The 25862-nt window shown below is 44.2% G+C and carries 31 protein-coding genes; 10 read left to right on the top strand and 21 right to left on the bottom strand.

The window, feature by feature from the left end; all coding sequences use genetic code 11:
- Positions 1-1308, top strand: a complete 1308-nt coding sequence (gene tolB / locus ICN22_RS02785) for a Tol-Pal system beta propeller repeat protein TolB (protein WP_216168735.1) — start codon at positions 1-3, stop codon at positions 1306-1308.
- On the opposite strand, the gene ICN22_RS02780 is transcribed toward tolB, so the two are convergent.
- Together ICN22_RS02780 and ICN22_RS02775 are read right to left on the bottom strand one after the other, a co-directional pair.
- Positions 1305-1793: an RES family NAD+ phosphorylase gene (locus ICN22_RS02780; protein WP_216168734.1), complete on the bottom strand. Its 489-nt coding sequence runs from the start codon at positions 1791-1793 to the stop codon at positions 1305-1307. The genes tolB and ICN22_RS02780 overlap by 4 nt on opposite strands.
- A complete protein-coding gene (locus ICN22_RS02775; RefSeq protein WP_216168733.1) occupies positions 1790-2290 on the bottom strand; it encodes an Xre family toxin-antitoxin system antitoxin in 501 nt (166 codons plus the stop codon). The genes ICN22_RS02780 and ICN22_RS02775 overlap by 4 nt, the downstream gene beginning before the upstream one ends.
- Before the next feature lie 174 nt (positions 2291-2464).
- Here ICN22_RS02775 and pal point away from each other — a divergent pair, with 174 nt between their 5' ends.
- Genes pal through queC form a run of 3 tightly spaced genes read left to right on the top strand, consistent with a single transcriptional unit; the run spans position 2465 to position 4466 of the window.
- Positions 2465-2965, top strand: a complete 501-nt coding sequence (pal, locus tag ICN22_RS02770) for a peptidoglycan-associated lipoprotein Pal (RefSeq protein ID WP_216168732.1) — start codon at positions 2465-2467, stop codon at positions 2963-2965.
- A complete protein-coding gene (gene ybgF / locus ICN22_RS02765; RefSeq protein ID WP_216168731.1) occupies positions 2965-3696 on the top strand; it encodes a tol-pal system protein YbgF in 732 nt (243 codons plus the stop codon). The genes pal and ybgF overlap by 1 nt, the downstream gene beginning before the upstream one ends.
- 29 nt (positions 3697-3725) lie before the next feature.
- Complete coding sequence (gene queC, locus ICN22_RS02760; RefSeq protein ID WP_216168730.1) at positions 3726-4466, top strand: 7-cyano-7-deazaguanine synthase QueC; 741 nt, start codon at positions 3726-3728, stop codon at positions 4464-4466.
- Positions 4467-4499: 33 nt separating this feature from the next.
- Here the strand turns inward: queC and ICN22_RS02755 are convergent, their stop codons facing one another.
- The 6 genes from ICN22_RS02755 to ICN22_RS02730 all read right to left on the bottom strand — a co-directional run bounded on the left by ICN22_RS02755 (position 4500) and on the right by ICN22_RS02730 (position 8040).
- Positions 4500-5114: a riboflavin synthase gene (locus ICN22_RS02755; protein ID WP_216168729.1), complete on the bottom strand. Its 615-nt coding sequence runs from the start codon at positions 5112-5114 to the stop codon at positions 4500-4502.
- 70 nt (positions 5115-5184) lie between these two features.
- Positions 5185-6300, bottom strand: coding sequence for a bifunctional diaminohydroxyphosphoribosylaminopyrimidine deaminase/5-amino-6-(5-phosphoribosylamino)uracil reductase RibD (ribD, locus tag ICN22_RS02750; RefSeq protein ID WP_216168728.1), 1116 nt, complete (start codon positions 6298-6300; stop codon positions 5185-5187).
- A 48-nt stretch (positions 6301-6348) separates the two neighbouring features.
- Positions 6349-6897: a GspH/FimT family pseudopilin gene (locus ICN22_RS02745; RefSeq protein ID WP_255533802.1), complete on the bottom strand. Its 549-nt coding sequence runs from the start codon at positions 6895-6897 to the stop codon at positions 6349-6351.
- Complete coding sequence (locus ICN22_RS02740) at positions 6890-7219, bottom strand: hypothetical protein (RefSeq protein WP_216168727.1); 330 nt, start codon at positions 7217-7219, stop codon at positions 6890-6892. Before ICN22_RS02740 ends, ICN22_RS02745 begins: the two co-directional genes overlap by 8 nt.
- 7 nt (positions 7220-7226) lie before the next feature.
- The gene (locus ICN22_RS02735; RefSeq protein ID WP_439650970.1) at positions 7227-7853 is read right to left on the bottom strand and encodes a PilW family protein; all 627 of its coding nucleotides are present in this window, start codon (positions 7851-7853) and stop codon (positions 7227-7229) included.
- Complete coding sequence (locus ICN22_RS02730) at positions 7783-8040, bottom strand: hypothetical protein (RefSeq protein ID WP_216168725.1); 258 nt, start codon at positions 8038-8040, stop codon at positions 7783-7785. The genes ICN22_RS02735 and ICN22_RS02730 overlap by 71 nt, the downstream gene beginning before the upstream one ends.
- Positions 8041-8261: 221 nt before the next feature.
- Between ICN22_RS02730 and ribBA the strand changes: the two genes are divergently transcribed.
- From ribBA to nusB, 3 genes are read left to right on the top strand one after another with little or no spacing between them, the layout of a single operon-like run.
- The gene (gene ribBA / locus ICN22_RS02725) at positions 8262-9398 is read left to right on the top strand and encodes a bifunctional 3,4-dihydroxy-2-butanone-4-phosphate synthase/GTP cyclohydrolase II (RefSeq protein WP_216168724.1); all 1137 of its coding nucleotides are present in this window, start codon (positions 8262-8264) and stop codon (positions 9396-9398) included.
- Between the two features lie 21 nt (positions 9399-9419).
- Positions 9420-9935 (top strand): 6,7-dimethyl-8-ribityllumazine synthase, encoded by a 516-nt coding sequence (gene ribH / locus ICN22_RS02720; protein ID WP_216168723.1) that lies wholly within the window; start codon positions 9420-9422, stop codon positions 9933-9935.
- Positions 9936-9943: 8 nt separating this feature from the next.
- On the top strand, positions 9944-10453 hold the full coding sequence (gene nusB, locus ICN22_RS02715; RefSeq protein WP_216168722.1) for a transcription antitermination factor NusB: 510 nt from the start codon (positions 9944-9946) through the stop codon (positions 10451-10453).
- 25 nt (positions 10454-10478) lie between these two features.
- Here the strand turns inward: nusB and trmB are convergent, their stop codons facing one another.
- Genes trmB through ICN22_RS02700 form a run of 3 tightly spaced genes read right to left on the bottom strand, consistent with a single transcriptional unit; the run spans position 10479 to position 12654 of the window.
- A complete protein-coding gene (trmB, locus tag ICN22_RS02710; RefSeq protein ID WP_216168721.1) occupies positions 10479-11351 on the bottom strand; it encodes a tRNA (guanosine(46)-N7)-methyltransferase TrmB in 873 nt (290 codons plus the stop codon).
- The gene (locus ICN22_RS02705; protein WP_216168720.1) at positions 11308-11766 is read right to left on the bottom strand and encodes a DUF2721 domain-containing protein; all 459 of its coding nucleotides are present in this window, start codon (positions 11764-11766) and stop codon (positions 11308-11310) included. Before ICN22_RS02705 ends, trmB begins: the two co-directional genes overlap by 44 nt.
- A gap of 42 nt (positions 11767-11808) precedes the next feature.
- Complete coding sequence (locus ICN22_RS02700) at positions 11809-12654, bottom strand: undecaprenyl-diphosphate phosphatase (protein WP_216168719.1); 846 nt, start codon at positions 12652-12654, stop codon at positions 11809-11811.
- A gap of 119 nt (positions 12655-12773) precedes the next feature.
- Between ICN22_RS02700 and ICN22_RS02695 the strand changes: the two genes are divergently transcribed.
- Positions 12774-14393, top strand: coding sequence for a TolC family protein (locus ICN22_RS02695; RefSeq protein ID WP_216168718.1), 1620 nt, complete (start codon positions 12774-12776; stop codon positions 14391-14393).
- A gap of 4 nt (positions 14394-14397) precedes the next feature.
- Here ICN22_RS02695 and waaC read toward each other — a convergent pair whose 3' ends face one another.
- From waaC to ICN22_RS02660, 7 genes are read right to left on the bottom strand one after another with little or no spacing between them, the layout of a single operon-like run.
- The gene (gene waaC / locus ICN22_RS02690) at positions 14398-15423 is read right to left on the bottom strand and encodes a lipopolysaccharide heptosyltransferase I (RefSeq protein ID WP_216168717.1); all 1026 of its coding nucleotides are present in this window, start codon (positions 15421-15423) and stop codon (positions 14398-14400) included.
- A gap of 41 nt (positions 15424-15464) precedes the next feature.
- The gene (gene rfbC, locus ICN22_RS02685) at positions 15465-16031 is read right to left on the bottom strand and encodes a dTDP-4-dehydrorhamnose 3,5-epimerase (protein ID WP_216168716.1); all 567 of its coding nucleotides are present in this window, start codon (positions 16029-16031) and stop codon (positions 15465-15467) included.
- Complete coding sequence (gene rfbA / locus ICN22_RS02680) at positions 16028-16951, bottom strand: glucose-1-phosphate thymidylyltransferase RfbA (protein ID WP_216168841.1); 924 nt, start codon at positions 16949-16951, stop codon at positions 16028-16030. The genes rfbC and rfbA overlap by 4 nt, the downstream gene beginning before the upstream one ends.
- Positions 16952-16976: 25 nt before the next feature.
- Positions 16977-17939, bottom strand: coding sequence for a dTDP-4-dehydrorhamnose reductase (gene rfbD, locus ICN22_RS02675; protein ID WP_216168715.1), 963 nt, complete (start codon positions 17937-17939; stop codon positions 16977-16979).
- 16 nt (positions 17940-17955) lie between these two features.
- A complete protein-coding gene (rfbB, locus tag ICN22_RS02670) occupies positions 17956-19014 on the bottom strand; it encodes a dTDP-glucose 4,6-dehydratase (protein ID WP_216168714.1) in 1059 nt (352 codons plus the stop codon).
- A gap of 19 nt (positions 19015-19033) precedes the next feature.
- Positions 19034-20035 carry a hypothetical protein gene (locus ICN22_RS02665; RefSeq protein WP_216168713.1) on the bottom strand — a complete coding sequence of 334 codons (1002 nt, stop codon included), beginning with the start codon at positions 20033-20035 and terminating at the stop codon, positions 19034-19036.
- 17 nt (positions 20036-20052) lie between these two features.
- On the bottom strand, positions 20053-20820 hold the full coding sequence (locus ICN22_RS02660; RefSeq protein WP_216168712.1) for a glycosyltransferase family 2 protein: 768 nt from the start codon (positions 20818-20820) through the stop codon (positions 20053-20055).
- A gap of 22 nt (positions 20821-20842) precedes the next feature.
- Between ICN22_RS02660 and ICN22_RS02655 the strand changes: the two genes are divergently transcribed.
- Positions 20843-21799 carry a glycosyltransferase family 10 domain-containing protein gene (locus ICN22_RS02655; protein ID WP_216168711.1) on the top strand — a complete coding sequence of 319 codons (957 nt, stop codon included), beginning with the start codon at positions 20843-20845 and terminating at the stop codon, positions 21797-21799.
- Positions 21800-21811: 12 nt separating this feature from the next.
- Positions 21812-22870, top strand: coding sequence for a hypothetical protein (locus ICN22_RS02650; RefSeq protein WP_216168710.1), 1059 nt, complete (start codon positions 21812-21814; stop codon positions 22868-22870).
- A gap of 11 nt (positions 22871-22881) precedes the next feature.
- Here ICN22_RS02650 and ICN22_RS02645 read toward each other — a convergent pair whose 3' ends face one another.
- Genes ICN22_RS02645 through ICN22_RS02635 form a run of 3 tightly spaced genes read right to left on the bottom strand, consistent with a single transcriptional unit; the run spans position 22882 to position 25857 of the window.
- Positions 22882-23613 (bottom strand): glycosyltransferase family 25 protein, encoded by a 732-nt coding sequence (locus ICN22_RS02645; RefSeq protein WP_216168709.1) that lies wholly within the window; start codon positions 23611-23613, stop codon positions 22882-22884.
- Positions 23614-23617: 4 nt separating this feature from the next.
- Positions 23618-24520, bottom strand: coding sequence for a DUF6492 family protein (locus ICN22_RS02640; protein WP_216168708.1), 903 nt, complete (start codon positions 24518-24520; stop codon positions 23618-23620).
- On the bottom strand, positions 24517-25857 hold the full coding sequence (locus tag ICN22_RS02635) for a glycosyltransferase (RefSeq protein WP_216168707.1): 1341 nt from the start codon (positions 25855-25857) through the stop codon (positions 24517-24519). Before ICN22_RS02635 ends, ICN22_RS02640 begins: the two co-directional genes overlap by 4 nt.
- Between the last annotated feature and the right edge of the window lie 5 nt (positions 25858-25862).

Raw genomic sequence — 25862 nt, 5'->3', positions numbered from 1 at the left:
ATGTTGCAAGTTGCTCAAAAGTATTTTTCATCAGTGGTGTCAGCATCTCTAGCGGTGCTATCACTGGCCGGACTGAGTTCTTCAGCGCTAGCGCAAATGAATATTGAAATCACCGGCGTTGGGCAGTCTCTCTACCCCATCGCCGTGATGCGCTTTAAGGATGAGGGCAAGCTACCCGCTAGTATGACCGACATCATTCGTCAAGACTTGGCACGTAGTGGTTATTTTAAAAATACTGAGAACGGTAATGCGAGCGAAAGTGACGAGGGTACACCAAACTATAAATCTTGGGCAGCTCGCGGTGCAGATGCCTTGGTAGTGGGCTCTGTGGCACAGACTAGCCCAGGTCAGTTTGAGATTCGCTATAAGCTGTTTGACATTCGTAAATCCGAAAGTCTTGGCGGCTTGAATATCAATTCCAGCGCAGACAATTTACGTGCAGCAGCTCACAAAATTGCTGATGACATTATTCTTAAACTATTGGGTGAGCGCGGTATTTTCTCAACCCGCCTCTCTTACGTGATTAAAGAAGGTAAACGCTATCGTTTAGTCATCTCTGATGCGGATGGCCAAAATATTCGTAATGCCATGAATAGTGGTGAGCCAATCATCTCCCCATCGTGGTCGCCAGATGGCAAGAAAGTAGCCTACGTTTCTTTCGAAGATCGTAAGCCAGTGATCTATGTTCACGAACTCGCTACTGGCCGCCGCATTGCTCTCTCAAACCAAAAAGGCAATAACAGTGCGCCAGCTTGGTCACCCGATGGCAAAAAGTTAGCAATCTCCCTCTCAAAAGATGGCAATACCCAGATTTACAGCATCAATACGGATGGAACGGGTTTACAGCGTCTTACTCGTGGCTACACCATTGACACCGAACCACAATATTCAGCTGATGGTCGTTACATGTACTTCACGAGTGATCGTGGCGGCAATCCACAGATTTATCGAATGAACGCTGAAGGAGAGCAAGTTGAAGGCGTCAAACGTGTTACTTTCAAACAGGGTTTTGTAACTTCGCCACGCATATCGCCAGATGGTAAATATCTTGCTTACATCGCTAATATTGGTGGAGCATTTCGCCTCTATATCCTCAACCTAGCAACAGGCGACGCCCAAGCGCTCACCGATGGAGCTAGCGATGAGTCCCCCTCTTTTGCGGCAAACGGTCGTTATGTTCTGTATTCCACTAAGGCGGGTGGTAAACGAGTTCTGGCCGCGGTATCAGTTGATGGAAACTCTAAACAGGTATTAAGCATTCCGGGATCTGACGTACGCCAGCCATCTTGGGGACCATTTATGGATTAAGGCTGACCTACTAAACGTGGGTCATAAGAAAATTTTTCAATTTTCTTAGCTTTTATCAACTTGATATCTGGATGCAAAGGGTTGATTAGTACATTACTTGCTTGTGGAATAACAACTGAAGGCACCAACAACAAAGCGCTTGCATTCGACTGTAGCCATTTCTGACCCTTCTCAATGCTAGCGGCTCCTGCTGGCAATGCATCCCAACCCATGCCAGCTGTTTTAGCATTGAGTCTCTTAGCCAAATTCCATACTTTCGTTGGGATATCAATCCGTACCAAGTAGCGGGTTAAGGGAAGGCCCTGTGCATTAATATGCACCAGCGTTTCTAGACAGGCAAGTGCGATAGACTCCGAGGTATATAAGACGGGTGTCCCTTTTTTATTCCATCTTCCACCAGATTTTTTTGCACCCTCCCCACTGAGATCATCTGCCTTAAAAAAGGGGGCATCAAGCGCAATCCTCCAAACCGCCTGAACACTCATGCGTATGCTCCAGTTTGAATTTTGGCAAGGAGATCAGAAATCATCCCTTGACCAGAAACCGTATCTAAGTAGGCCGATGGCTTCTCGCCACCTAATGCCGGGGATGGTTTTTCAAGCCAACTTGCCACCCACTTAGCGGCATCAAAACCATCTGGATTCCCCGACTCAGTAATGATTGACTCTACCTGTCCTACAAGCTTAGCCATACCGATTAAACGCTCGCCCTGCTCAATCGGAAGTATTTGGTTTGTGATGGATTTCTTATCAATAGTTGATTTCGGCAAATTCAAAAACTTAAATAAGGTTTCTTTTGTGATGCCCATGGAGTCAGAAATGACATTGATATATCTAGCGGGAATCCCATCTCGAATTAACTTGATGCGATCAATCGGTTCAACTCGATAAATAGTGGCAAAAGATAAATCCAGTTGGGCAGTTCCCAGCGGAGATTTACGAAGTACTCTCGTCGAAGCTTTTTTCGGGATTACGCTGGGCATATTAAAATCCTCATTTGAGGCATTATTTTAACTCATTTGAGTAAAAATAAAAGTATTCGCAACTAATTTAGGTCCCTACCCAACGTAATTTCCATTCAAATAGAGCAATCTTAGGGGCATAATATTGGCTATTAGTTTATTTAGTTACTCAGTTTGTAGGAAAAAGGACAGATCATGAAGATTTCTATCGCACGCCGTGCCGCAACCCTCGCCTTTGTTGGCGTAACAGCACTATTTTTGGCAGCTTGCTCTAGCGTCAAACTAGATGATGTCGATGGTGCTAGCGGTGGCGGTAGCGGAAACTTTGGCTCGCAGCCATGGAACGATCCAAGCAGCCCGCTGTTTCAGCGTAGCGTGTACTTTGATTTAAATGAGTACACCGTTCAAACTAAATATCAAAGACAACTTTCTGCCCATGCCAGTTTCTTAAAGGCCAATCCTCAGCAAAAGATCATCATTCAAGGTAACACCGATGAGCGCGGTACCGCAGAATACAACTTGGCCTTAGGTCAACGTCGTTCAGATGCAGTGCGTAAATCACTCAATTTGATGGGTGTTTCTGAAAATCAAATGGAAGCAGTGAGCTTTGGTAAAGAAAAGCCAAAAGCTGAAGGTGATAACGAAGCAGCGTGGGCAGAAAATCGCCGCGCTGACATTGTTTACATCACAAACTAATGTCTAAGCACTCACACTCTTTTAAACAAACGCTCTCACGAGCGTTTTGTTTAAGTGCAGCGGCTCTTTGCTTAAGTGCCTCTGGTAATGCATGGGCTCTATTTGCTGATGATGATGCACGTAAGGCTATCTTGGAGTTACGTAAGTCATTTGCTACTGCGCAGATGGACTTACAAAATCAGATTGAAAAACTGAAAACTGATAATGCACAGCTCCGTGGCAAGATTGAAAACTTGGAGAAACAAGGCGAAGACATTAGTACCAGTCAGAAAACCTATTATCAAGACCTAGATAATCGCTTAGGTAATTTCGAGCCCCGCACAGAAACTATTGAAGGTGTCACTGGCACCGTTCAACCTAGCGAGAAAAAAGCTTATGACGATGCTTTAAAAACCTTTCAAACGGGAAGCCTTAAGAAAGCCGATGAAGGTTTTTCAACCTTTGTGAACCGTTACCCTAAGAGCCCATACGTTCCGCTGGCACTCTTTTGGAGTGGCAACAGTAAATACGCAAATAAGGATTACACCGGTGCAATTGCGCAGCTACAAAGTCTCATTAAGCGCTACCCAACACATCCTCGCGTGCCATCGGCTATGTTGACTCTGGGCAATGCGCAATTGGAGAGCGGCAACAAAGTAGCCGCCAAGAAAACCTTTGGTGAGATTATCAGCAAGTACCCAGATACTGAAGCAGCAAAAGACGCGAAGCAACTCGTCGCCGCTACAAAGTAATTTAGTAACTAAGGCTTTAATACCTTCTCATGTCTAAGCTATCTGCTGCTTTTCAAAGTATTGCTCCTCGCAAACCCAATGCGCCTGCCATCATTTTGTTTTCTGGCGGCTTGGATTCGAGCACGATTCTGGCTCTAGCAAAAGACCTCGGTTACGCGCCCTATGTTTTGTCAGTTAGCTATGGTCAACGCCACTCTTCTGAGCTAGCGGCAGCAAAACACATTGCTAAGAAAATGGGTGTTGTGCGTCATGAGTTGGTGAATTTAGACCTTACTCGTTTTGGTGGATCAGCCCTAACAGACTCATCCATCGACATTCCCATTACCCCAGGTAAAGATCTAGAAATCCCTGTTACTTATGTCCCTGCTCGAAATACGATCCTGCTTTCCCTTGCCTTAGGCTGGGCTGAGTCATTGGGTGGGTTAGATATTTTTTATGGCGCTAATGCCGTTGACTACTCAGGCTATCCTGACTGCCGCCCAGAATATGTTGCTTCATTTGAGAGGATGGCGAACTTAGCCACTAAGGCTGGTGTAGAGGCCATCAATAATGAGAATCGCTTTCGGGTTCATGCGCCGATCATCAGTATGAGCAAAGCAGAAATCATTCAACTGGGCACTACTTTAGGTGTCGACTACTCACAAACTGTTTCATGCTATCAAGCAAATGATTTAGGTGAAGCTTGTGGTGAGTGTGAATCTTGTCGCCTACGACAGGCAGGTTTTAAGCAAGCTAACTTAAGCGATCCAACGCGCTATCAAAATAAGTAGAGACCAACTAGCTTGCCGAGCTTAACAAAATAACTAAGCTTGCGTTTCCATCATACGCGCTACATAACGCGCAATTAAATCTACCTCTAGATTTACCGCATCGCTCTGCTTTAGCTTACCCAAGGTTGTGTTCTCAAGAGTGTGGGGAATGATATTGATGTCCACCAAGCAAGCATCCTTACTGTCTTGGGTTTTGTTGACTGTTAAGGAAACGCCATTAACAACAATCGATCCCTTGTATGCCAAGAATGGTGCCAACGATTTAGGAGCCTCAATTTGCAAAAGCCAAGAACCATAGGCATCGTCAGCGACAGTTGCAAAGTGGATAACCTTACCAACACCATCCACATGCCCACTCACCAAATGACCACCTAAGCGATCATTGAGCCGTAAGGCTTTTTCTAGGTTCACTGGCCCTACTTTATCCAGGCCAATCGTCTTGTTTAAAGACTCGCGCGAGATGTCTAAGGCAAAAGTAGTGTCAGTCAATTCAGTAGCAGTCATACAAGCACCCTGAATCGCAATGCTGTCACCCAATGCAACATCATCGAGATATCCAGAAGGCACTTCAACTACCAAATATAGGCCATCGCCTTTAGCTTGAGCGCTTTTAATTTGGCCAACTGCCGTAATAATTCCAGTAAACATAGTGAGATCTTCAGTAGGGGTTTGTAGTTTTTGGATCGTTATTTCTTAATTGCTATTTCTTGTTTTTTTCTTATCTCTTAGTCAGGCGTAAACGAAAATCAGAGTCAAACAAAGCTTGATCGATCATTTGCCAATCTTGACGTTGATCTAGCGTAGTCAACGGGGTGATATTAGCCATACCAATACCATCACCCATAAAGAAGGGGGCGTAATAGAGCAACAATTCATCAACGCAATCTTCTCTCAGCAAGGATCCATTGAGCTTAAACCCAGCTTCGATGTGGATTTCATTCATATGGCGCTCTTTTGCTAAATACTCAAGGAGTTTTGGCAAATCTACTTTGCCATTGGCGTTAGCTATTGTGACGACTTCAACACCCAGAGCCTCAAATGCTTTTGCCTTATCTAGACTCTCCTGAGAATCTAATGAAGCACAAACCAAAATGACACCGGATGCTTGGGGCTTACTCAATACCTTAGCGTTTAGTGGTGTCTCAAGCCTAGAGTCCACAATAATTCTCCAAGGCTGGCGTTCAGTTTTGACATCCCTAACGTTGAGACTTGGGTCGTCTTCTTTAACAGTGCCGACACCAGTCAATATGGCACAAGCTTGAGCGCGCCAATGGTGGCCATCTGCCCGGGCTAAAGGGCCAGTAATCCATTGGCTGTGACCATTAAGTAAAGCCGTCTTGCCGTCTAGGCTGGTAGCAATCTTCATGCGTACCCAAGGCAAACCTCGAATCATCCTAGAAATAAACCCCTGATTTAATGCTTGAGCTTCAGGCTCCAATAAGCCACAAAGAACATTAATGCCCACAGCCTTTAATCGCTCAAGGCCTTTGCCACCAACCAAAGGATTGGGATCTGACATTGCCATAATCACCTTAGCTGGTTTGGCTGCAATTAAGGCATCGACACAAGGCGGTGTTCTACCAGTGTGGTTACAGGGCTCTAAGGTGACATAGATTGTTGATCCGGCAGCGTCAAAACCATTGGCCTTTACATCAGCCAAGGCCTGAACTTCCGCATGGGCTCCGCCCAATCTTTGGGTATGCCCACGCCCAATCACCACCCCATCTTTCACGATGATGCATCCGACCCTTGGGTTGGGGTTAGATAAGTAAAGGGAGTTTTGAGCCTCGGCTAAAGCCTGGCTCATAAATTGATGGTCGACTACGGTGTACATGAGTCTATTAAACCCGATTGTGGGCATAAGCGGCAAATTTGCCCTACCCTACTTACAGGCTTTGGTGTCCTTGGTCGGATTACAAATTCTCCAGCGACCCCCGCTACCTAGGATGAGATGCCTCTCGAGCCCAGAATCTCGGTCATGACCCAATATCAGACGATTGGCTACAAACCCGCCTTGGGCTGTTTTGGCAGCACCGGCAGCATTAAACAAAATACCCCTCTTGGATGTATGAGGATCAATAAACTGCTTACCCCCACCCTTGAAATACACCTGCCCAAGATCACCTTGAGAAATCCACTGCCGCTCAATACAAGTTGATTTTGGCTGGCGTTCATTACAAATATTTTTAACCACCCAACCCTCTTCCCACAGACCACCATTCATTGGAGTAATGCGCACAGGCGCACTCAGTTGAAATGCTTGAGCTCTTGCAAATTGAGCGTGCGCAATAAAACGCCTGGCAATAATGTCGATTTCTCGAGCGGCCATTTGCTTATGCAAAAGAGGTAGTGTCGATATTGCAATGATGGCGATGATCAGTACAACAGTCATCAACTCTAACAAGCTATAACCTTGATCTTGCTTATTCAAAATTTTGCCGCCAATTTAATCGTGTAGCGATATTGGTTTTTTCATCCAGAAATATCAGGATCTCTAAGCTAGGCTTTGATTTACTGGATATCAACCAAAGATTTTTTCCGGCTGACTGTATATGACAAGCAGGATTTGCTAAGGCAGTGATATTAGAAAGATGTTGCTCACATTCAAGAAGTGCTTTTTCTACGGCAATAAATTCTTTTTGAGATTCTGCATACGTATTGACGCTCATGACTTCAAGTGCAACTAAGCGCTCCAGCTGAATAACCAGCATGGAGAGTAGCGTCAGTAGTGATAAGATCCAAGCAAGAATCATCGTAGATTCATAGCAGATTACGAGTAGTAAATGTTCGCTCAAACCGCTTGTGGATGGATGCGCCATCAGTCATCTCCAGCTTGACCTTAAAAGCCATGCCAGCGCTAGCTTGAAGCGGTTCAAAGGAAAGATGGTGAATACCATTCATTAAGGTTGTGTTTTGGATGCGCCCCTGACGATCAAGTGATTGGCAGATTAAGGAACCGCCATTCACCCTCACTCCTTTTGGAGCAGATGCTTGCCGATCCACTAAAAAACCTTGCTGCGCTAAATTATTTTTAGTGCGTTCTTTTGACAAAGTATTACCAATGCAATCGAAGTCAACCCCTTGAGAAATCTCCTGTTTCACCATCAGCGAATCGGAACTGCGATATCCATTATTTTTCTGAACCTGAACGTAATCGATCGCAGAGGTATTTTTTCTTGTAGATGCAATCGCTGAATGAGCATTTTGATAACCAGCCATTCGAATAGCACGCCCGATTAATTCCAGTGCACGGTCTGCTTCTGCAGTCAGAGACTGTGATTTTTCATACTGAATTTGCTTGGTGATGAACTCACCACTATTTTTTATGAGTGGTGCGACCAAGACTAGAGATAGGGCGAGACCGACGAGACATTCCAATAGATTCATCCGCTAACTTTCGCGAGGTTTGGTTTGGGTTATTTAGTTGCGCAGCAGCCAATATGGCAAGCTCATGCCTATCCATCTCTTTTCTCAGCTCCGCCCTTTTCTCCTCTAGTTGACCTAAGCGCAAAATCATCCCTTGATAGATATTGCTCATGCCCACCCAACTACTTGCAACTAGACTCGTTGCCACTAGCACCTCCAATAAGATGAATCCATTGGACTTGGCATTTGACTGAGGTATTGAGGATTTTTGAATTCGAGAGTGCACAAGCCATTTTCTCGAGACTAGAGCCGTAAAAACAGGCCTTGCATGGGTGCTCACTGTCAGAAAAACTGGATATTGCTCCAATATCAACCCTAGGATCCCAGGCCAAAGCCCAAAACCACCTCCTCAGCTTAAAATAGAAGGCTATGCAAAATAATCTCGCCTCCACAGAAGAAATCGTTGCCGAGCTTAAAGTTGGCAAGATGGTCATTCTGGTCGATGAAGAAGATCGCGAGAATGAAGGTGATTTAGTGCTTGCTGCCGATCACGTTACTCCAGAAGCTGTGAATTTCATGGCCAAGCATGGTCGTGGCTTAATTTGTATTACTTTGACGCGTGAGCGCTGCCAACAAATCAACCTGCCTTTGATGGTGAGAGATAACGGCACCTCGATGGGAACCAATTTCACTGTTTCGATTGAGGCAGCTAGTGGTGTAACCACAGGTATCTCAGCAGCAGATCGTGCTCACACCATCAAGACAGCAGTTGCTGCAAATGCAAAACCCAATGATCTAGTTCAGCCAGGCCATATCTTTCCTTTGATGGCACAACCTGGTGGCGTGTTGATCCGCTCCGGTCACACAGAGGCTGGATGTGATTTGGCTGCCATGGCTGGTTGCTCACCCACCGCCGTCATTTGCGAGATCATGAAAGATGACGGCAGTATGGCGCGATTGCCAGACTTACTCGAGTTTGCAAAAGAACATCAATTAAAGATTGGCAGTATTGCTGACCTGATTCAATACCGCAGCCAACACGAGAGTATTGTGGTGCGCGAGGGTGAACGTGAGTTCACTACTCCTTGGGGCAAGTTTCAGGGAATCATTTATCGCGACACGCCAAGCTCTTGCATTCACTTGGCGCTAGTTCATGGCAAACCCTCAGAGACTGAAGAAACCTTAGTCCGCGTTCATGAGCCCGTTACAGTGTTGGATTTCTTGGAATCGAATATCAGTGCGCACTCCTGGCCTTTGGCTCAAGCTTTGCAGAAGCTAGCGGCGGCACCTACTGGCGTAGCAGTTCTGTTAAATGCATCTGGTATTGCAGCTCCTAATGATGCGGACTGGTTAGCCCAGTTTCATAAGTTGAATGGCACACCTGCTGAAGCTGCAGTAAAGCCACTAGCTCGCAAAACTGATTTCCGTAGCTATGGTATCGGCGCGCAAATCCTCAAAGATATCGGCGTTGGCAAAATGCGTTTACTCGCCAACCCTATTCCAGTACCCAGCCTTTCGGGATATAAGCTCGAAGTAACGGGCTACACTCCATTTAAATCTAATTAATAAGTAATTTCAGTAAACAATATGAATATAAGTAATGACGAATCTGCAGTAGGAGTACTCGCTACTGACCTCAATGGCCAGGATCTGCGCGTGGGTATTGTGCAGGCACGCTTCAATGAAGAGCATTGTGTTGCGCTGACTACTGCTTGCATTGAAGAGTTAATCAAACTGGGCGTGTCGCAATCTGACATTAAATTAGTCACCGTCCCGGGCGCACTTGAAATTCCTTTTGCACTACAAAAACTAGCTGAAACAGGCGAGTTCGATGGCTTGGTTGCGCTAGGCGCCATCATCCGTGGCGAGACTTATCACTTTGAACTTGTGTCAAATGAATCTGGTGCTGGCATTACCCGTGTTTGCCTTGAATCTGGATTACCGATCGCCAATGGCGTTCTCACCTGTGAGACGGATGAGCAAGCCCAGGTTCGCGTTCAGGTGAAGGGCGCAGATTGCGCAAGAGCTGTTGTTGAAATGGCTAACCTGGCTTTAGCTCTTACTCCCGATATTGATTTTGAAGTCAATCCTTCAGAAGAGTAATTCCTAAGATGAATAAAAACGCTCCAAGCTCACAGGCAGCAACAGGTACGCCCGGCGCACCCAGCGCACCTAAGCGCTCACTCACACCACGTCGTCGCGCCCGTGAATATGCCCTCCAAGGCGTTTATCAAAGTCTAGTTATGCGCCGTGCAGGCAGTCTTCCGAATGCTGCGGCAATCGCAAAGCAGTTAGCTGAGGATCCTGGATTTCGCCGTTGCCAACATGATTTATTTCAGGGTATTTTTACTGGGGTACTAGAGCGCACGGATGAGCTAGAGAGCATCATTACTCCGGCTCTCGATCGCCCTATTAATGAGCTGTCTCCTGTTGAGCACGCTGCCCTTCTAATCGGCACCTATGAACTGGCTATTGATTTGGCCGTTCCCTACAAAGTGGCTATCAATGAGGCAGTGGAATTGGCCAAAACCTTTGGTGGCACCGACGGACATAAGTACGTCAATGGCGTACTCGACCTACTAGCTCAAAGATTACGTAGCACTGAAATGCAGGCTGGTTAATTAGATAGCCGAGCTCTCGCTCTAGCTAACTTGATTGAATTTTTTTGTAAACCAAGTCCCACACTCCGTGACCTAACTTAATCCCGCGGTTTTCAAACTTAGTGGTCGGCCTATACGCAGGCCTCTCTACATATCCAGGATGCTTGGCATCAAGTTGATTGAGAGTGGGCTTGAATTCCTTAAAGGATTCTTTAGCAAGCTCAAGATCACTTGCTACATCAGCCGCAGAAAAAGTTTCAATACTCATTTTCTCAGTGGACGTATTTTCTAAATCAGACTCTGCGTTTAAGACCAATAACATTTGCTCAGCATAGTTGTGCCAATCTGTTGCCAGGTGCAAATAGGCTCCGGGCTTTAAACGAGAAATCAATAGTTTCACAAACTGCGTCTGAATCAAACGACGCTTGTGATGGCGCTTTTTATGCCAAGGATCTGCAAAATAAATGTGGATGCCATCTAAAGAATTAGGGGTAAGCATTTTTTCTAGAACCTCAACGGCATCATGACGAATTAAACGCAAATTAGTCAGATGATTCTCACCAATCAATTTCAGCAAAGTACCTACGCCCGGAGGATGGACTTCAATCGCTAAAAAATCATCTTCGGGGCGCAAGGTAGCAATTTTGGCAGTAGTCTCACCCATACCAAAACCGATTTCTAATATCTTGGGACGCAAAGATCCATCAAACGCTTGCTGCAGATTTAGAGCAGATTCCTGAAACGGAATTAAAAACTGGGGACCGAGTTCATCAATAGCGCGTTGCTGTCCGGCAGTGGTCCGGCCTGCACGCAGGACAAACGAGCGAATACGATCTGATCTTGTGATGTTCACGAAATACTTATCTTTAGAAGGTTTATTTTGGAAAGGGCGTATTCCAGCCAGCCGAACGATAGGCATAAACCACTTCACTCAAAACGATAGAGAGCGAAGTCATAAATGAGATCAGGCCGAGCACGAAAGTCCAAATGACATAAGTTGCTTGTAATGATCGCACTGCACCAGCCTGAAAGAAGAATAGTTCTAGTACGGTAAGTGAAATAAATACGCCACTGAGTACATCAAAGAAAATTGCAGCAGTACAAAGACGACCTCGAACCTTCGCTTCATTGGCCTCTTTCATCATGTGGGCCAGCATGACTTGATCCTGAATGCCACCCTCTTGAATGCGGTGCTGAATAGCCCTCATACGATCCACTGAACGAGCTAAGCGAGCAGAGATTGCATTAATCATAGTGGCAACTGCAGTCAACAAAAATACCGGGGCGAGAGCCAATTGAATATTATTTGTGATTGCATCTATTGATACATCCATTAGTTTTCCAGTCGATCTTTATTCATATTAATGAGAGCTATCTCAAATTGACCAGGCAACCAAACCGGTGTATGCACTTAATAACACCAGCACACCAAAAATGATTCGATACCAAGCAAAAGGGATGAAGTTATGTGCAGCAACGTAATGAATTAACCAGCGCACGCAAATGAAGGCGGAAATAAATGCAGCAATAAAACCAATCACAATTGCCCAAACAAAATCACCTGAAAGAGAAACTGGGTTTTTCCAAAGTTTGAGCAATTCGTATGCAGTTGCACCACCGATTACTGGAATAGCCAAGAAGAATGAAAACTCCGTCGCTACTGCGCGTGGTAAACCAAATAACATCCCACCAATAATGGTTGCTCCAGAGCGGGAGGTTCCTGGCATTAGAGCGGCGCACTGAGCTAAGCCCACCATCAATGCATCCAGAGGAGTGAGGCCATCCACCGACTGAATAGAGTTTTTGCTCGCAGCGACAGTTTTCTGGCGTTTTTCAGCCCAAAAAATAACAAGCGCGCCCACGATAAAAGCGCTGGCAACCGGAATGGGGGCAAACAATACAGTCTTAATATACTTACCAAACAGGAAGGCCAGACCCATCGCCGGGCTCGATGCAATGAGTAGATTCATTACAAAACGCCGAGAAATCGCACTTGTTTTAAAAGTAGAGGCGACCCTCCAGAGCTTTTCTCGGAACTCCCAGCACACGGCCAAAATAGCGCCAAACTGGATGATGACCTCGAAGGCTTTCCCCCGCTCATCATTAAAGTCGAGCAAATCACCAACCAAAATCAGATGTCCAGTACTAGAGATCGGCAAAAACTCCGTTAAGCCCTCGACAATCCCCAGTATTACCGCCTTACCTAGCAAAATTAGATCCATAGCTCTGATTTTATAGATAGATGAAGTCTTACAGAGGATTTGGCAAAATGGGGCTCAATCAGGGCATTTTACTCAAATAAGCCTTAAACTTCATGGCATATAAAAAGTAACTAAATCAGATGACCCCACCCCGTTTTTGTCTCTCGCAACTCAGTACCCTAGGCTTAATCCTATGCCAAGCACTAGGACTCAGTGCGACGTCAACCAATACCTTTGCACAGGCCGCCAATGGGGCCAAGCCATCGCTTCCCACCCCAATGAGTACTCAAGCCTTAATTGGGCTAGATATACCCCCTCAAATGGTGATTGTTCCACAGCAGGCTATACCGACTTCTGCCGCACCCTCAAACCTCAATGGAAATGGTGCAGCCAGCGCTGCCGGGCAGGCTTCAGACCTCATTCGTCTATATCAAGAGGCTGCATTTAGTGATCCAGTCCTTAACGCGGCACGTTTTAATTACCAGGCAAGCAAAGAGCTCTATTGGCAAGGCCTATCTCTTTTGCTACCTCAAGCAAGCGCATCCCCCATTGGAACTAGATACTATCAACATGCCACCAATGGCTCGGCCTTAACAAGCTATTCAGGTAACTCTCGTGTTTTTGATCAAAAGGGTTATACAGTCACTCTCACACAACCCGTTTTTAATGTGGCGGCATTTGAGGCATCTAAGCAAGGTGACCTCAATACAAAAATTGCAGACATGCGTTTTTATTTGGCGCAACAAGATCTGATCTTGAGAGTCTCACAAGCGTACTTTGATGCACTCACCAGCCAAGACAACGTAGAACTTTTTCGCAATAAGAAAAGTCTCATCAAGCAACAACTAGAGATCGCACAAGCTAAATTTGATGCTGGTCTAGCCACCATTGTTGATGTCAATACAGCACAGGCAGCTTTAGATCTTGCCAACTCCCAAGAGATTGGTGCTCAAGCTGATTTAGTGGTTAAGCGTGGTGTATTGGAGCAGCTCACTGGGCGCCCAGTAGGATCTCTACGACCACTCATTAAAGAAGCGAAGATTGATGGGGTTTTAAAAGATCCTCGCTCCAAAAATAAAGATAATAGCGGTATTCCGATTGCGGAAAGTGTTAACCCACAACTACCAAAAGGCCAAACTCTAGATGATTGGATCCAGCAAGCAGAAACTGCAAACTTTAATGTCTTGGCTGGTCAACTGTCTGTCAGTCTTGCCGAGAGCACTTACCGAGGCTCGCAAGCACTCAATTATCCCTCCGTAAATTTCGTGGGAACAGCCGGCTATAACACGGCAAATGGAAGCGCTAATAGCTACACACCTACAAACACCAATATTTACAACAATACTATTGCCCTACAAATGACCATCCCGCTGGTTTCGGGAGGATTTAATAGCTCTGTCATTCGCCAGAATGCAGCCCTGCTCGATGCAGCTAAAGCTAACTACGATAATGCTCGGCGCACTGCAGCGCAAAATACGAGAGCGGCATTTACTGGCTTCTACGGAGGCTTAGCTAGCGTCAAAGCCTATGAAGCAGCAGAGCGATCTTCTAACTCCGCACTAGAGTCCAGCAAGTTAGGATTTCAAGTGGGGACGTTAATTAATATTGACGTGCTCATTGCATTAGACACGCTGATTACCACCCGCTCACAACTGCAGCAGGCGCGCTACAACACGATTCTCAATGCGATGAGGCTTAAAGCGCATGCAGCAGCACTATCAGATGAAGATCTGATTTCTATCAACGCTTTACTGCGCTAAGAACTTACTTTATAAGCTTCAAGGATGCGTCAAGAACTTCTTGAACGCTTGGTGGATCTTGAATATCACCCACATTAGCAATACGTTCAGACCAATAGCCTTCAGTCTTCCAGCGTGGTGAGTCGCAATAAATCTCAACTGTAGACTTATCGAGTACTGCCGCTAAATGCGTCAGACCAGTATCCACACCTACTGTCAAGGCAGCATCAGCAATCAAAGAAAATGCGTCTTCAATGGAAAATGCAGGCGGTACAAAAGCGTTCGCTATCTGTGCGGCAAGTGATTCACTGACAGTTTTTTCTGAAGCACTGCCCCAAGGAAAAACGACTTGGTATCCAAGAGCGGAAAGCGCATTGCCAAATTCAATCCAATGGCTATTCGGCCAGCGCTTAGCCTCCCTAGCTGTTGAATGAAAGCATAGGACATATGGCGCAATCAATCCGTCAACAGCGCTCTTTGGAATACTAGAGACAAAGTCTAAGGGATAAAACTGTGGCGCATCACCTCGTTCTATTAAAGGCCAATCTAATGCAGAACACATGACCCAACGTGAACGGTCTACAGCATGGCACTGTGCAGGAACTTGTACTGACTGGTTATAGAAAGTTCTAGCCAGAGGCTCGTATCCAGAGAACTCGGTTGCATTGGCAAGACCTGCGACTACGGCACCAGAACTTTTCTTAGCTAGGGAGCATACGATCGCTGATTTAAGTAAACCCTGTGTTTCAATCAATATGTCATAGGTGGTGGATTGAAGTATTTTCCTTAATGCAAAAAACTCCTTCCAGCTTGTCAAGCTAAAAAGATTTTTCTTCCACCGGCGTAAACCAAAAGGAATGATGCGATCTATTCCTTTGAAGCCATCACGCGACAACAAGGGCTCTAAGAGATGTACATACCCCTCTTCTACCACCCAATCGATTTGCGCTTCTGGTAAACGTGCACGCAAATCCCACGCGATCGGCAAGTTATGCAATACATCCCCAAGAGAGGATAGTTTCACCAACAGGATTTTGGGGAAATTGCTCATGTGGGCATTATCTTATCTTTTGAAAATACCCCTAAATTTAATTAAAACTTAGGAGCAGCATCCCACGATAAACCAGCGGAATCTTTGGCACTCATATTGGGTATGATGCCTTCTGGCAAAGGCCATGCAATGTTGATCTGGGGATCATTCCAAGCCAGGCAAGTCTCGCTTTGTGGATGATAGTAGTCGGTTGTTTTGTATAAAAACTCTGCCGTTTCAGATAACACCAGGAAGCCATGCGCCAAGCCTGCTGGAATCCACATTTGCTTATGGTTTTGTGCGCTCAACTCAATACCAACCCAGTTGCCATATGTTGGTGAATTCTGACGAATATCTACGGCTACATCAAAAACGCTACCAGCTACAACCCGTACCAACTTACCCTGCGTTTGCTCAAGCTGATAATGCAAACCCCGCAAAGTCCATTGACGGGAAAATGAATGATTGTCTTGCACAAACTCTACATTAAAACCCGTGGCCATAGAAAAATCTAGAGCATTAAATGATTCAGTGAACCAGCCGCGTTCATCACCAAATACTTTGGGCTCGATTACCAATACATCATGAATAGCCGTAGTCGTGACTTGTAACTTCAAAGAGGTACTCATCCAATCATCTTCTTATGCGATAAGGAAACAGCTTGGCCGGAGGTATTGAGCTCGTTCACGATCTTGCTCAGATATTGACCATAGCTATTCTTGCTCAGTTGAGTGGCAACTTTAAGAACATCTTTAGCGCTAATCCAGCCCTGACGATAGGCAATTTCTTCGGGGCATGCCACCATAAGGCCTTGACGCTTCTGTAGCGTGGCAATAAAGCCTGCAGCGTCTAATAAAGAATCGTGCGTTCCAGTATCAAGCCATGCAAAACCACGACCCATGATTTCTACACTAAGCTCATTCTTCTCTAAATAGGCACGGTTTACATCGGTAATTTCCAACTCGCCCCGTGCACTTGGTTTAATAGAAGAAGCGATATCGCATACCTGATTGTCGTAGAAGTACAAGCCTGTTACTGCATAGCTACTTCTCGGTTTAAGAGGCTTCTCTTCAATAGAGAGTGCCTTGTAATCTTTATCAAACTCCACTACGCCATAACGCTCAGGATCATTGACGTGATAGGCAAAAACAGTGGCGCCGCTATTGCGAGCATGAGCACTATCAAGCTGATTAACTAATTCATGGCCATAAAAAATGTTATCCCCCAGAACTAAAGCACTTGGATTATTGCCAATAAAGTTTTTTCCCAGAGTAAACGCTTGAGCCAAACCATCGGGGGATGGCTGCACGCAATACTCAATATTTAAGCCCCATTGAGAACCATCACCTAGCAACTCTGCGAAACGCGGCGTGTCATGCGGCGTAGAGATCAACAAAATATCCCGAATGCCTGCAAGCATCAGCGTTGTCAAAGGGTAATACACCATCGGCTTGTCATAGACAGGCATAAGCTGTTTAGAGACAGCTTGAGTGACTGGGTATAAACGAGTTCCAGAGCCACCGGCCAAAATAATGCCTTTACGATTTATCTGATTTACTGCCATAACATTCTTTCTAGATAAGTTTGTCTTTTGCTAAATTACGCACATAAGATCGGACTGCCTCATCCCAAGGCTGATTTAATAGTTCCAATTTTGACATATCGCCCCGATCCGAAAATACTTGAAGGAGCTTATCCGTGGACATCCTTGAATTCATGGGCCTAGGAGCCGGTAAAGGGTATTCCACTGCAGGAATTGGCTTGATGCCATCTGGTGCCACTTTCAACGGCACTCCGACCTCTGAAGCTAGCTGCACCACCAAAGCTGCCAAGCTATGCCAAGTAGTCTCCCCAGTGGGAACGGCATGATAAATACCTGACGGAAATTGTCTAATCCCCAAACCCTCATCTGTCACCAGATCCAAACTGACTTGAGCTAACCATGGAGCGCTAGTTGGCACACCATATTGATCATGAATGATCTTGAGCTCTGCACGATCTTTAGCTAAGCGCAAAATGGTCCGAATAAAGTTACCACCATCTCCATACACCCAGCTAGCTCTGAAGATAGCGTATTGACCGCTGCCATGATTACTAGCAAATGCTCGAGCAACAGCCTCTTCTCCAGCAGCCTTGCTTTTCCCATAAACCCCCAAAGGGTTGCGCACGTCATCCTCTAAGTAATAGCCGTATTTTTCACCATCAAAGACGTAGTCTGTTGAGTAGTGGAGAAAAGTAGCATTATGGTCTGCAGCATATTTCGCCATGACTTCAGGTGCTCTTGTATTAATTGCAAATGCTTGATCAACATCTGTCTCCGCCTGATCAACTGCTGTGTATGCCGAGGCATTCACAATAAGCTTGGGCTGAAATTGATTTAAGAGATTGTTTAATGCAACAACATTAGTGAGATCGCATTCAGAGCGTCCTACATATTGAATATTTGGCTTATCTGCCAAAGCAGGCAAGAGCGCATCTAGCAAAACATGAAATGCTCTGCCTAATTGACCATCCCTACCAAGTACCAAAATATTCATAGAAATGAAGTGAGTCTTAGTTGTATTGCTTTTGTAACCAGTCGCGGTAGGAGCCGCTGACAACGCCCTCCACCCATACTGGATTATCTAGATACCATTGCACCGTCTTACGCATGCCAGTATCAAAAGTCTCGGCAGGTCGCCAGCCGAGCTCACGCCCTACCTTACTCGCATCAATCGCATAACGGCGGTCATGGCCAGGACGATCCTTAACGTAAGTAATTTGCTCTACATATGACTTACCGTCAGCCCGCGGCCTTAACTCATCCAAAATCGCGCAGATCGTTTTGACGACATCAATGTTGGCTTTTTCATTCCAACCCCCGATGTTGTATGTCTCACCCAATTTGCCTTTAGCTAAGACCTCACGAATAGCTGAACAATGATCGCCAACATAGAGCCAATCGCGAATCTGCTGACCATCACCATAGATTGGCAATGGCTTACCATCGAGTGCATTGAGAATCACCAGCGGAATTAACTTCTCTGGGAAGTGGTAAGGGCCATAATTATTAGAGCAATTGGTGGTGACCACTGGGAAGCCATAGGTATGGAACCATGCGCGCACTAAATGATCGGAAGCAGCTTTAGATGCCGAATAGGGGCTATTAGGCTCATAAGAATTGGTTTCCGTAAATGCAGGATCGCTTGCCGATAAAGATCCGTAAACCTCATCAGTCGATACATGATGAAAGCGAAAGGCTTTTTTGGCAGCTTCATCCAAACCATTCCAATACTCACGGGCACATTCCAACAAATTAAATGTTCCCACAATATTGGTTTGCACAAACTCAGCCGGTCCATGAATGGATCGATCTACGTGACTTTCTGCTGCAAAGTTCACTATAACGCGCGGTTGATGCTCTTTAATTAATTTAGTGACTTGCTCTTTATCGCCAATATCACCGTGCATAAAAATATGACGGCGATCATTCTTGAGAGGCTCTAAGGTAGCGAGATTTCCAGCATAGGTCAGCTTATCAAGATTAATAATGCCTTCTGCATTTGGATTGGCCAGCCAATCAAGAACAAAATTTCCACCAATAAAGCCAGCACCACCAGTGACCAAAATCATGAAGACCTCTTCAAATAGACTAAAACCCTAGCAAATCTTGATTTAATCGCTTAGCCGCCCCAACAGATGCAAGCTCATTGCACCGTTCAATTCGCCTCATGCGCCTCAGAAAATGTGAATGCAACGTATCACCAAAAATTTGACGGTGGATTTGATTATAGTTTCTTTGAGTATGGATAATTAAATCGGGTATCTGCTCTAACGAACCCCAAATGATAAATTTTGAGTACCATGTTTTTTCTGCATAAGGCGTTGACTCACTAATAACAATTGCACCCCTTCTTAGGGCGGGCAAAACCCTTAACTCTTCCAAAGTATCGTGGTATTCAGTTTGGTGGATATTAATCACAATCTTTGCCTTTCGATAGACTGAATCAATATCAAAGTAGACTCCCCGCACATTTATCGAATCAATGTGCCTATTTTTTAAGCTCTCTAAGAACAATTTCCGCCTTGAGTCCTCAGGATTGCCAAATAGCGTGATAACGCCGTCCCGACCAAGGGCATCAATATTCAACGGATAAAGTGCTGGGCTAATACAAAAAGTTTTTTTCAAATATAAGTCAAATGATTTTGCGCATCGTATGTTGTATAAATTAATACGACTGTAATCAAAGATAGCATTTGCGATATTTAGGCGGGAAAGATTTGCGATTCGAACTAAATACTGCATTGAACTATTCGGAACAGGTAAAGACCCCAAGAAAGATCCCTCAGCATCACGCCCTCCGGGCTTTACAAGAGTATGTTCAATTTGTAAATTTATGCGCAGGATTGGTAAAAAAAAATTTAAAAAATGAAAGGTATTGGACTCGTAAAATACAAAACAATTTTTCGATAAGGCACCTAGGCTAGAGCGCAGCAAACCTAAAATATAGAAATAGTAGTCATGAATAACGATCTCAGGATTTCGGCGAGAAATCAAAATTACCCTACCAACAATTTCAGCTTGGTATTGTTTATCTGAGAAAAAATTCCTTATGCTAATGCATAAGGCGGTTGCTAGATAAATAAACTTCATCTTTTTCTTGAGATGAACTAAAGCTTACCCTTGTTATCTAAATAAAAAAGTTCGTAAGGATACTGCGCCTCATCATCTAAGGTCTGCTTTACCTTATTATCGAACATACCGCGGTATCCACCCAGTAAGGTATTTTTATACTTAACATTCTTAATAAAATCTCTATTAAATTTCGAGGCCGTACGAATTCCTTTCGTGTAGCCATCATCGGCAACATCAGAGTGGACATTGTCAATTAATTCCATGTCAACACTTGGAATCTCTCTTTGAAATTCTTGGTAGTAACGCCAGAAGAAATCGCCATCTTCCTCCCCCAAGCCAAGCAAACGTTCATCGAAAAATCCAACCTGAATTAATTCACGTTTGTTCAAGACAAAATGAGAGAAGCTGCCGTTGATTGTGAAAGTATCCTGCTGGGCAGCCATTGCAGACTCTAAGTTATCAAAAAAACATGTGTCTGCAGAAGCCTGAATGTTGAGATCGTCATTTAACACCAATATGCGTTCATTGCTAGCTGTTAACACCCCACGATTCCACATCTTGGCTAAGGATTGAAAATTTGGGAACATAACTGGAAATACATTAATAAATTTAGCAAGATAATTTAGGATATTGCCGCGATACAACTCATCAAAGTCACCCCTTCCAGGCCCATTAATTGTGACAATAATCTCAATATTTGGTCGCTGATTTTTAATACTCGCAATTAGCGGCACTAAGAATTCATCGAAACGCTTATCAAACGTAGTAATTACTACTGAATAACATGCAAGGGAATGGGGCATAAAAATAAATTAGTATAGGGAAATGAAAAATATACGTATAGCAACCATTGGTAGCCCAATTGACTACCACCAAAGCTTGCTTCCAATTATCGCCCAAAGCCTAGGCTACCAGGTTAATTGGGTGACCCCAAAAGAGAGCGATCTTCTAATTGTCGGCCCATTTGCCGACCCCAACCCCAAAAAGCTAAGTTGGTGCCCAAAACCACTGCGCCCAGCCGTAAAACCTTTAAATCAGATACTAACTAGGGCAATGGGTGGCAGGAAAAATACCCCATTAAAACTATTTCAAAGTGCTGAAAATATCCGGCACGATGTCCACCAACCAGATTACTCGGCTTCATTTGATCTCAATATTCAGTCCAATAAGCACTTTCGACTGCCTTACTGGATGGAAATGATTGATTGGTCTCATGAGGGAATACATGGAAACCAAAATCCACGATATGGCTCACTATTAACGATTGAGCGCCTTATGCAGCCACTGGGAAATACCTTCTTGCAAAGGAGGAGGGGCGCAGCATTTTTGAGTTCGCACATGCGGGAGCCTCGCAATACACTCTTTAAGGCTGTAAATAGTGTTTTACCAGTAAGCGGCTTTGGGCCATATTTTAATAAGGACATTAAAAGTCATCATCTTAGTGGCATTGTTAAAGAAGTCTTGTTACAGGACTTTGCATTTAATCTTTGCCCAGAAAATGCCATGTACCCAGGCTATTACACGGAGAAAATTCCCGAAGCATTCTTTGCAAAGTGCTTGCCAATTACATGGGCCGATGAAAATGTAAAGGTGGACTTTAATCCGAATGCATTTATAAATCTCGCTCCAATGTCTTGGTGCAATTTCTCTCCATTAAAAGATATCATTAACTCCCCACATACGCTTGCTCAATATGCATCACAAGCTCTCTTACTGCAGGCCCCCAGTATTTTGCCATTTAGAGATTTTGTAAAACGCGTCCTTGAAGATGCCCGCACTTAAGAAGAGGTTCTCATGAAAATCGGCTTCCACACCAACAGCCTTTCGCTTCGAGGAACTGAAATTGCCTTATATGACTATGCGTTACATAATCAAACGCTACTCTGCCACGAGTCAGTGATTTTTTTTCGAAAAAATTATCCAATTAATCAATCTGTTTTCGAAAAGTTTTCTAAACACTTTAAATTACTCCCGTATGAGGGACAGAAACAGCTAAACCAATTAATTGAACAAGAAAAAATTGACCTCACTTACTTTATAAAATCTGGCGAACGTGATGACGCTATTTGCGAAAGCTCACCAACCCTAATACATGCGGTTTTCCCCACAAAGCCAGAACAATTTCATGGGGATAAATATGCTTTTGTCTCTGAATGGCTTTCCAAAGAATATTCGAATAATAAAATCCCATCCGTATCTCATATGATTAAGTTACCAGATTATGAAGGTAATTTACGGGGCGAAATTGGCATTCCAATGAATGCAACTGTATTAGGTTGCTATGGGGGAGAAGACAGTTTTAATCTTAATTTTGCAAAGCAAGAGGTAGTTAAGGCACTGGAAAATCGCTCAGACCTCTATTTTTTATTCATGAATATTGAGCCGTTTGCAAAGCATGAGCGTTTGATATTTTTACCAGGAAATTCAGATCTTTTTTTCAAAGTGAAATTCATTAATACATGTGATGGCATGATTCATGCAAGAGGGATTGGCGAAAGTTTTGGGCTTGCATGTGGTGAATTCTCAATTAAAGGAAAGCCAGTTATTACTTATGCGATGTCACCACAACGTAGTCACATTGAAATTCTTGGGGATAAGGCGATTTTATATAAAGGAAAAAAAGAGTTGGCAGAAATTTTTCTAAACTTCAATCAACAATTTCAATATCAAAAAAATTGGGATGCCTATTCCCAAAAATTTTCACCCGATGAAATCATGAATCAATTTAATAATGTTTTTATCTACGGGGGAAAGCTCTCGCAAATATCGCTCTCACCTATAGATAAAATAATGATTCAGAAGTATCGCCTTGAGCGCAAACTATGTAACTTACAAAAGAAGCTTTACTCTTAATCTCCGAGGGTCTACTTTGGAAACCAAGGCTGTTTGCCAAATGCTCTATCTAACGCACGAGCAATAGACCTAATGTACTTTTGCAATCCTTTAATGGGCATCCGCTCTGATCGATCTGCAATCGTAGATTTGGCCCGAGTAATGTCAACAGGATAGGGTCGAATAGCAAGAAATTCGATGCCATGCTTTTGGTAATGTTCCAAAAAATGATCTACGGGTTCGTAAATATCGACAGAGTGCTGTAATAACTGCGCTGCAACTTGTGGCTTTAAAAGATAAGCTGTTGCCCCCACTGCATCCCCCTGATTCTTAACTAAAGTGCATCCTGATTGCTCAAGCACCTTCTTAAAGGGGACTTCGTACAAACCTTGCAACCTAACAAAGCTCCATTCAGTAACTTCATTTAGCAGGACGCTTAAGGTCGCCTCAAAATCAGAAGATAAAACAAAGTCATCCTCCAATATTAAAGTGGGTACATTCTTTTCTACACAACGCTTCCAACCCTCCTTATGGGATAAATAGCATCCAATTTCATTAGGAGTTAAGGCATATCCTTGTAATATTTTTACTTTATTTGGTTTATATTCAGCCGGCGGAACATCCAGAGCCGAGCCATCGATAGCACTCAAGAAAGCCCAATGCAAAGAAATTTTTTGCATCTCTTGCTCTACCTGCTTCCTGCGATCAAGAGATTTTTTCAGTGAAATCACTAAAATTTGGACTTGCAGTCGAAGTTGATTCATTTAATTAGAAATAGCTTTGTAAGTAACGCCCAAAACGCTTTATGCAACGAAGAGCGCGGGAGGCGATGGATTTTGAGCTGATACCAAAATCCATCCCGAAGTCCCAATTGGATTGATAGATCACACCTAAATAATTAGCCTTTAGCTTATCTTCTGTTTCACCCATTCTGCGCAAAAGATAGTATTGCCAATCGTAGTAATAAATTCTAAATAACTGCTCAATGGGATGCAAAGGTATCGCACGATAATTCAATAAAGCCTCAAGGTAAAGCAATGTTTCAGGATGATCTTCACTTGAGATATCCCAGAAAGTAAGGCCCTTGGGCTGCAAATATTGCAGATCCAACGATTCCCAAACCTTGGCGGACCAGATAAATGGTGGGCACGGGCAATAGTAGTTTGGGCCAACTCTAGAAAATAATGCTTTGACCCGATCACCCTCTTGGCGAAGATTAGACTCAACTCTATCCTGCTTACGATTAATGGATAGCTGATAAAACTCTTTATTCTGATAGATAACGGTATAGGGATATCCATCCGAACTTACAAAGTCTGTTTTTTTGAAATCTTTGATAAAGATACAGTCAGAATCCAAACAGACATAATTTTCAGCTAGGCCAAGGCGCCAAAACTCCGACTTAATAGCCTGCTGACTGAGACCTCCAGATCTTGTTTTTTCAATGCCGGCAGAAATGCGAGGGTTTGAAGCAATAATCGACTCGTCAGATACCCAATAAAAACCTTTAGTCCCCCCTAGTACAGAAACTAAATCCTGATATTGATCCTCCGGAGTAGAGATATAAAACGGTATCTGATCGAAGTTATTTCGACTGACTGAGGCCAGCAAACGCTTTAAGCGGAGAAAATCTCGGCGATATGACTTGCAGTAGAGAACTAAATCTTTCAAGCGCTTCTTTCAGTTTTTTCTTGAACTTCTGAAAGTATTCTATACGCAGCCTGATCGACACCCACCGGCAACCACTGAGGTTCAACTAGCCTCCTACTTCTCCAATCTAACCAAATTCTTTCCACAGCAAGTTCAACAGCCTTGGTATCGCTCTGAGAACATAAGTAAGCCGACCGCTCTAGCAACATCTGATCGAGTTGAGGATTGCGATGTGTGATGCCCCAAATCGGACGTCCAGTCCAAAGATAGTCGTAGAGCTTAGAAGGAATGTACTCAGCACACCACTCATCATTACCATGAAGAAGAATCAGAACATCTGCAGATTGCATCTTTTCTACTACACGCTCTCTGCCAGATTTACCAGTTACCGAGTCTTTCTCTAATCGACCATGGGCCAGTAATACATCTTCGAACTGTAGTTTTTTAATTGACTCAGTTGTTAGTGGATCCAAAGGCGCACCATAAGCGTGAACCCGAATCTGCTGCCTAGCTTCAGGAAATTTCTGAAATAATGGGACAAGTGCGTTCAGGATGATTGAGAGAGAGCGATCATTAGCCAGAGATCCAAAGTGGCATAGATTCAGATGGTCTGAATACAGATGCATCTTCGACTTACTCAATCCCCCTGGTGGCTTAGCGCCAGGAAGAACCATAAAACCATGGGTGTTATTTGGTGTATTGAGACTTGGATTACGTATCTTTGCGTAATGCAAAGCGCCGTCCGTAAACCACCAAACTAAATCTGCATATTGGCAAATCTGCTTTTCTAGATATTGACGAAATTGTGCATCGCGGTTTTTGGGCTTATCAAATCCTGGATCATTAGGGCCGCTACGAATGACCAATGGATCATGAATTTCCACAATCCAAGGTAGTCCAGTTTTTTTCTTGAGCCATAAACCTGCTAAGTGCGCTGACCAAGCGCCACCAGTTGAATAGATTAAATCGACCTTACCATCCCTGATTAACTTCAAGCTATGTGCATAGGCTGGCATTGCCCAAGACCATTGACTAGAGTAACCAAGAAAGAATTTCTCCAGCGCAATAAACGGGGCAAGCACTAGTGAGACTAAGCCGGTAGTAAGCTTATAAAAAAGTCCGCGCCCATATTGATTTGCAATCCAATGCCGAAAATCAAAACGAAAAGCTGCTGGACCCCAAGCTAGAAATTGCCGATGTGGGAAGCGGGCATCTTTAAAACCGGTAATGGCGCTAAAAACATGCGGTTTGATACCGGCATCTAATAGGTAAGGGATCTTGTCAGTGATGGTGAGGCTTGATGCGCGACCATCCATATTGAAACCATGCGACAGGATTAACCAGTTCTTTTTTTGCATTGGCT

The sequence above is a fragment of the Polynucleobacter bastaniensis genome (genome assembly GCF_018882205.1).
Lineage (GTDB): Bacteria > Pseudomonadota > Gammaproteobacteria > Burkholderiales > Burkholderiaceae > Polynucleobacter > Polynucleobacter bastaniensis.
This window is presented reverse-complemented; position numbering and strand designations above follow the sequence as displayed.

Coding starts and splice junctions, on each gene's coding strand:
- tolB (WP_216168735.1), top strand. CDS start 1: ATGTTGCAAGTTGCTCAAAAGTATTTTTCATCAGTGGTGTCAGCATCT.
- ICN22_RS02780 (WP_216168734.1), bottom strand. CDS start 1,793: ATGAGTGTTCAGGCGGTTTGGAGGATTGCGCTTGATGCCCCCTTTTTT.
- ICN22_RS02775 (WP_216168733.1), bottom strand. CDS start 2,290: ATGCCCAGCGTAATCCCGAAAAAAGCTTCGACGAGAGTACTTCGTAAA.
- pal (WP_216168732.1), top strand. CDS start 2,465: ATGAAGATTTCTATCGCACGCCGTGCCGCAACCCTCGCCTTTGTTGGC.
- ybgF (WP_216168731.1), top strand. CDS start 2,965: ATGTCTAAGCACTCACACTCTTTTAAACAAACGCTCTCACGAGCGTTT.
- queC (WP_216168730.1), top strand. CDS start 3,726: ATGTCTAAGCTATCTGCTGCTTTTCAAAGTATTGCTCCTCGCAAACCC.
- ICN22_RS02755 (WP_216168729.1), bottom strand. CDS start 5,114: ATGTTTACTGGAATTATTACGGCAGTTGGCCAAATTAAAAGCGCTCAA.
- ribD (WP_216168728.1), bottom strand. CDS start 6,300: ATGTACACCGTAGTCGACCATCAATTTATGAGCCAGGCTTTAGCCGAG.
- ICN22_RS02740 (WP_216168727.1), bottom strand. CDS start 7,219: ATGATTCTTGCTTGGATCTTATCACTACTGACGCTACTCTCCATGCTG.
- ICN22_RS02735 (WP_439650970.1), bottom strand. CDS start 7,853: ATGAATCTATTGGAATGTCTCGTCGGTCTCGCCCTATCTCTAGTCTTG.
- ribBA (WP_216168724.1), top strand. CDS start 8,262: ATGCAAAATAATCTCGCCTCCACAGAAGAAATCGTTGCCGAGCTTAAA.
- ribH (WP_216168723.1), top strand. CDS start 9,420: ATGAATATAAGTAATGACGAATCTGCAGTAGGAGTACTCGCTACTGAC.
- nusB (WP_216168722.1), top strand. CDS start 9,944: ATGAATAAAAACGCTCCAAGCTCACAGGCAGCAACAGGTACGCCCGGC.
- trmB (WP_216168721.1), bottom strand. CDS start 11,351: ATGCCTATCGTTCGGCTGGCTGGAATACGCCCTTTCCAAAATAAACCT.
- ICN22_RS02705 (WP_216168720.1), bottom strand. CDS start 11,766: ATGGATGTATCAATAGATGCAATCACAAATAATATTCAATTGGCTCTC.
- ICN22_RS02700 (WP_216168719.1), bottom strand. CDS start 12,654: ATGGATCTAATTTTGCTAGGTAAGGCGGTAATACTGGGGATTGTCGAG.
- ICN22_RS02695 (WP_216168718.1), top strand. CDS start 12,774: ATGACCCCACCCCGTTTTTGTCTCTCGCAACTCAGTACCCTAGGCTTA.
- waaC (WP_216168717.1), bottom strand. CDS start 15,423: ATGAGCAATTTCCCCAAAATCCTGTTGGTGAAACTATCCTCTCTTGGG.
- rfbC (WP_216168716.1), bottom strand. CDS start 16,031: ATGAGTACCTCTTTGAAGTTACAAGTCACGACTACGGCTATTCATGAT.
- rfbD (WP_216168715.1), bottom strand. CDS start 17,939: ATGAATATTTTGGTACTTGGTAGGGATGGTCAATTAGGCAGAGCATTT.
- rfbB (WP_216168714.1), bottom strand. CDS start 19,014: ATGATTTTGGTCACTGGTGGTGCTGGCTTTATTGGTGGAAATTTTGTT.
- ICN22_RS02665 (WP_216168713.1), bottom strand. CDS start 20,035: ATGAAGTTTATTTATCTAGCAACCGCCTTATGCATTAGCATAAGGAAT.
- ICN22_RS02660 (WP_216168712.1), bottom strand. CDS start 20,820: ATGCCCCATTCCCTTGCATGTTATTCAGTAGTAATTACTACGTTTGAT.
- ICN22_RS02655 (WP_216168711.1), top strand. CDS start 20,843: ATGAAAAATATACGTATAGCAACCATTGGTAGCCCAATTGACTACCAC.
- ICN22_RS02650 (WP_216168710.1), top strand. CDS start 21,812: ATGAAAATCGGCTTCCACACCAACAGCCTTTCGCTTCGAGGAACTGAA.
- ICN22_RS02645 (WP_216168709.1), bottom strand. CDS start 23,613: ATGAATCAACTTCGACTGCAAGTCCAAATTTTAGTGATTTCACTGAAA.
- ICN22_RS02635 (WP_216168707.1), bottom strand. CDS start 25,857: ATGCAAAAAAAGAACTGGTTAATCCTGTCGCATGGTTTCAATATGGAT.